Below are 4,014 nucleotides of genomic sequence, written 5' to 3'. Positions count from 1 at the left end.
CACGGCGCGGCGTGCGCGCGGCGCTGTTCGCCGCGAACGCGCCGGTCGCGCTCGCGATCGCGCGCCACCTGCGCGCGCGTTTCGGCACCGCATGGCAGCAGAGGGCGGCGCTGCTGTCGATCGACGATCCGGAATGGGCCGAGCTGATCGGGATCACGACGATCCGCCAGCCGACCTATGAAATCGGCTACAAGGCCGTCGAATTCGTGCACGAGCGGATCGACGGCGCAGCGGGCGACGTACGCGTCTCGCTGTTGCCGGGCGAGCTGGTTGCGCGCGCGTCGACCACAAGCTGAGTATCATTCGGGGCACGCAGCGCGTCAGGTGCGCTGCCCCGAACAAGGAAATACATGACTGTCGCTCCCGTCACGCTGGCGGTGCTGATCGCCGCCACGCTGATCATCGCGCTCCTGCCGCTCGTCCTCTTCCGTATCCTGCGCAAGCCGCTGGCGCTGAACCGCCGCGACACGATCGTCGGCGTGGCCGTCTTCACGCTGTTTGCGATGATCCTCGAACGCGCGTTCCACGGGCTCGTGCTGAGCCGGACGCCGCCGGATGGCTGGCTCACGCAGCCGCTCGCATTCGTCGCGTACAGCGCGCTCGCGACCGCCGTATTCGAGGAAGTCGGCCGCTATCTCGGGATGCGTTTCCTGAACCGGCGCTACGGGCCGTCGGCCGGCGACGGCCGCGGCATCGGCTACGGGATCGGTCACGGTGGTGCCGAAGCATGGTTCGTCGGCGTACTCGTGTGGGGCCAGTGGTCGTATCTCGCGTGGCTCGCGAGCCGCGGCCAGCTCGAGACGCAGCTCGCCGACCTGCCGGGCGATACCGTCGTGCGGCTGCACGTGATGCTCGCGACGCTGTCGGCGCAGTCGATCCTGCTGTTGCTGCTCGAACGCTGCGCGGCATTCGTGCTGCAGCTGGCGCTGTCGGTGTTGGTCTGGCGCGGCGTGCGCGCCGGCCGTGCGGGCGTGTTGCCGCTCGCGATCGTGCTGCATGCGCTGGCGGCCGCGCCGGCGCTGCTGTACCAGGTGCGCGTGCTGCCGGCCGGCTGGGTCGAGGCCGCGTATTTCGTGCTGGCCGCGATCCTGGTCGTCGTGCTGGTGAAGGCATGCCGGCCGTCGAAATCGGCAGCCTGACGGGAGAGACGGGATGGATGACTATCTGATCGAATGCCAGAGCGCGGAATTCGACGCGCTCGCACGCGTGATCTGCGATCTCTTTCCGGAGCAGACGCGTTTCGCCGAAAGCAGCGACGCACGCGGGCGGTTCCTGTCCGTGCAGTGGCTTGCGATGCGATTCGGCTCGGCGCCGAAGCGGATGACGCTCGATATCCGTATCGTGCCCGCTGCGCTCGCGCGCTACCTGGCGCTCAAGCCGATGCAACGGGCACGCAGCCACGCAGTGCTGCATGCATATACGGAAGCGATGCTCGGGTCGCTCGAGGAGCGCCACGCGGCCGGTGAGGCCGTCGAACGCGACGCGGAACTCGAACTCGACGAAGACTTTGCTTGATCGTTCGCGCCGGTGCAATGCCGGCGCGCTGCATTACGCGTCGCGGTAGACCTGTGCGAAGCGCTGCGCCTGCACGACACCGTAGTCGCCGGGCGCGTACTGCATCACCCAGTCGCCGGCGACGCCGCGCAGCGTGTCGCCGTTTTCCGAACGGGCAATCGTGAACGGCTCGTCCATCCGGCGGGCGAGCACGACGGCCGGCCGGTTCCGGTAGGCGCCCGGTTCGCCGTGTGCGCGTGCCGGATCGGCGGGCAGGTATTTGGCGTCGAAGCGCGCGCGCGACACGACCCAGCGGTCGCCGGTCGAGCCCGTGATCAGCGCGTCGCCCGCCACATAGCGGTTCGGGCCTTCGAGGCTCATCAGTTCGCCGTCGGCCTCCGCGAAGGAAACGGCGACGGTTTCGTCCTTGACGACGCGGCGGGCCTGCGGATCGGTACGCAGGTCGAGGTGCTTGAGTTCGAGCATGGCGGGGAAGTGCGGGAAAGCTGTAAAAGCCGGGAGCTTATCCCGAATCCGGCGCGCCGTGTGACGCGCCGGTCGCCTGGAGCGGCGCGGCGCCGTTCGGCCCGGACGGGCGGCACGGCGCCGGCGGGGAGGGCGTCAGGGCTGCGCGGGCGCGCTGGCGGCCGGCGCGGCTGCCGCCTTGCCTTCCTTGCCCTTCGTCTTGCTCTTGCCGCGGTGCTCGCCGCCGTGATGCAGCCAGCTGCGGAACGTCGTGTCGGCCAATGCCTTCTGGTCGGCCGGGAAGCTCTCGTAGAGCGGCGCAAACGCATCGGCGAGCTTCTTCGCGCCGTCGGCGTTCGCCTGCGACAGCTCCGCATACTGCTTCATGTCGTCGAGCGCGGAGACCTCATGCTTGGCCATCCGTTCGCGGTAGAGGCGGCCCATCGTGTCGCCGTTGTCGCGCATCGTGTCGGCGAACGTCTTCCATTGCGGTTCCTGCGCCGACGTGATCTTCAGCTGGTCGTGCAGGTACTTGATGCGCTGCTCGACGCGCGCTTCGTGGCGTGCCGCGCGTTGCTCGGCGCTCGGGGCCGACTCCGCGGCCGTCGTTGCGGGGGCCTGGGCGGGCGCCTGCGGCTGCGCCGGGGTTTGCGCGAACGCGCTGGCTGCAACGGCGAGCGTAGCGAGGGTGAGCGAGATTTTCTTCATGGTTGGCTCTCCGGGGTGGTGTCTTGCGAGCGGGCGCGGCGGCAACTGCCGCAAGTGCGCATCTCGCGTCGCCCGTTATTAGTAGCACGTTGAGTGCAGTGCAGCAGTGAATGCGACACTTGCTTACATCCGATACGAATCGAAATTGAAAGGTTCGGATCTATCGGATGCGGGCGATGTCGTTTGGGCGCTCCGGCGTTCGGCGCTATCATCGCGTCACCTTCCACTCAGCCGGCGCGTCGTGCCCCGGCCCAGCCTCATGCGTCCACCCCGCCTCGACCAACTCGACGATCTCGACCGGCAACTCGTCGCGCTGCTGCAGGCCGACGCGCGCGCCAGCGTCGCGGATCTCGCGCGCCAGCTCGACGTGGCGCGCACGACGGTCGTCGCCCGTATTGCGCGGCTCGAACGCACCAACGTGATCGCCGGCTACAGCGTCCGGCTCGGGCAGGACGTGCTCGATGCAAGCATTTATGCGTACGTCGGCATCATCCTCACGCCGAAGTTCGGCAAGGACGTGCTGCGCAAGCTCGACCGGATGCCGGAGGTGCAGCTGCTGTGCGCGGTGAGCGGCGAGTACGACTACGTCGCGTGGCTGCGCGCCGATTCGCCCGAACGGCTCAACGACCTGCTCGACCAGATCGGCACGCTCGAAGGCGTCGAACGCACGACGACGTCGATCATTCTGTCGCGCAAGATCGATCGCGGGACGATCGGCGGCTGACGCTCGAGCGCGGTGTCAGTCGCGCTGCGCGTGTTGCGCACGCGTATCGGCCCGGTTGTCCGGATGCGCCGTGCCAGGTGGCCGCACCAGCGGAATCCGCACCGAGATGCGCAACCCGCGCGATTCCGCTTCATCCGCATATGCGAGCGTGATGTCGGCGCCCATCCGGTCCGCGACGATCTTCACGATCGACAGGCCGAGCCCCGAGCCGATCTGCGCGTTGCCGGGCACCCGGTAGAACGGATCGAACACGCGCTCGCGTTCGTGCGGCGCGACGCCCGGGCCTGTATCGGCGATCGTCACGCTTGCATGCGTGTCCGTGCGTTGCGTCGACAGGTCCACGCGTCCGCCCGGCGGTGTGTAGCGGATCGCGTTGTCGACCAGGTTCATCACGATCGACACGAGTTCGAGCTCGTCGACGGGCACGGTGGTGTCCGGGCCTTCTTCGATGCCGATGTCGATCGTTTTCGCTTCCGCGAGCGGCATCAGGTCTTCCAGCACGCGGCGATAGATCGCATGCACCGACACGTCGCCGGGCGGCGCGGCCGGCGCGCTTTGCGCCCGCGCGAGCGCGAGCAGCTGCCCGATCAGGTGTCGGCTGCGCTCGAGCCCGCCACGCAGCG

The 4,014-nt window shown here is 68.6% G+C and carries 7 protein-coding genes; 4 read left to right on the top strand and 3 right to left on the bottom strand.

What is annotated here, in order from left to right; all coding sequences use genetic code 11:
- From G3O06_RS46970 to G3O06_RS46960, 3 genes are all read left to right on the top strand, one after another.
- Positions 1 to 296, top strand: a 296-nt coding sequence (locus G3O06_RS46970) for a substrate-binding domain-containing protein (RefSeq protein WP_205820160.1), incomplete at its 5' end; no start/stop codon positions are given.
- A 54-nt stretch (positions 297 to 350) separates the two neighbouring features.
- The gene (locus G3O06_RS46965; RefSeq protein ID WP_205820159.1) at positions 351 to 1,139 is read left to right on the top strand and encodes a YhfC family glutamic-type intramembrane protease; all 789 of its coding nucleotides are present in this window, start codon (positions 351 to 353) and stop codon (positions 1,137 to 1,139) included.
- Between the two features lie 13 nt (positions 1,140 to 1,152).
- A complete protein-coding gene (locus G3O06_RS46960) occupies positions 1,153 to 1,515 on the top strand; it encodes a DUF3022 domain-containing protein (protein ID WP_043182999.1) in 363 nt (120 codons plus the stop codon).
- A gap of 33 nt (positions 1,516 to 1,548) precedes the next feature.
- Here the strand turns inward: G3O06_RS46960 and G3O06_RS46955 are convergent, their stop codons facing one another.
- Positions 1,549 to 1,980 (bottom strand): PGDYG domain-containing protein, encoded by a 432-nt coding sequence (locus G3O06_RS46955; protein WP_174979893.1) that lies wholly within the window; start codon positions 1,978 to 1,980, stop codon positions 1,549 to 1,551.
- Positions 1,981 to 2,115: 135 nt separating this feature from the next.
- Positions 2,116 to 2,667 (bottom strand): Spy/CpxP family protein refolding chaperone, encoded by a 552-nt coding sequence (locus G3O06_RS46950; protein WP_205820158.1) that lies wholly within the window; start codon positions 2,665 to 2,667, stop codon positions 2,116 to 2,118.
- A gap of 259 nt (positions 2,668 to 2,926) precedes the next feature.
- On the opposite strand from G3O06_RS46950, the gene G3O06_RS46945 reads away from it, so the two are divergent.
- Positions 2,927 to 3,391, top strand: a complete 465-nt coding sequence (locus G3O06_RS46945) for an Lrp/AsnC family transcriptional regulator (protein ID WP_006481526.1) — start codon at positions 2,927 to 2,929, stop codon at positions 3,389 to 3,391.
- A 15-nt stretch (positions 3,392 to 3,406) separates the two neighbouring features.
- Here the strand turns inward: G3O06_RS46945 and G3O06_RS46940 are convergent.
- Positions 3,407 to 4,014 (bottom strand): HAMP domain-containing sensor histidine kinase (locus G3O06_RS46940; protein ID WP_205820157.1); only part of this gene is annotated, 608 nt, incomplete at its 5' end.

The sequence above is a fragment of the Burkholderia sp. Ac-20345 genome (assembly GCF_017104825.1).
In the GTDB taxonomy this organism is placed as follows: Bacteria; Pseudomonadota; Gammaproteobacteria; order Burkholderiales; family Burkholderiaceae; genus Burkholderia; species Burkholderia lata_B.
This window is presented reverse-complemented; position numbering and strand designations above follow the sequence as displayed.

What these genes read in the sequence shown, in the direction of transcription:
- G3O06_RS46960 (WP_043182999.1), top strand. Translation starts at nt 1,153, where the DNA reads ATGGATGACTATCTGATCGAATGCCAGAGCGCGGAATTCGACGCGCTC.
- G3O06_RS46945 (WP_006481526.1), top strand. Translation starts at nt 2,927, where the DNA reads ATGCGTCCACCCCGCCTCGACCAACTCGACGATCTCGACCGGCAACTC.
- G3O06_RS46965 (WP_205820159.1), top strand. Translation starts at nt 351, where the DNA reads ATGACTGTCGCTCCCGTCACGCTGGCGGTGCTGATCGCCGCCACGCTG.
- G3O06_RS46950 (WP_205820158.1), bottom strand. Translation starts at nt 2,667, where the DNA reads ATGAAGAAAATCTCGCTCACCCTCGCTACGCTCGCCGTTGCAGCCAGC.
- G3O06_RS46955 (WP_174979893.1), bottom strand. Translation starts at nt 1,980, where the DNA reads ATGCTCGAACTCAAGCACCTCGACCTGCGTACCGATCCGCAGGCCCGC.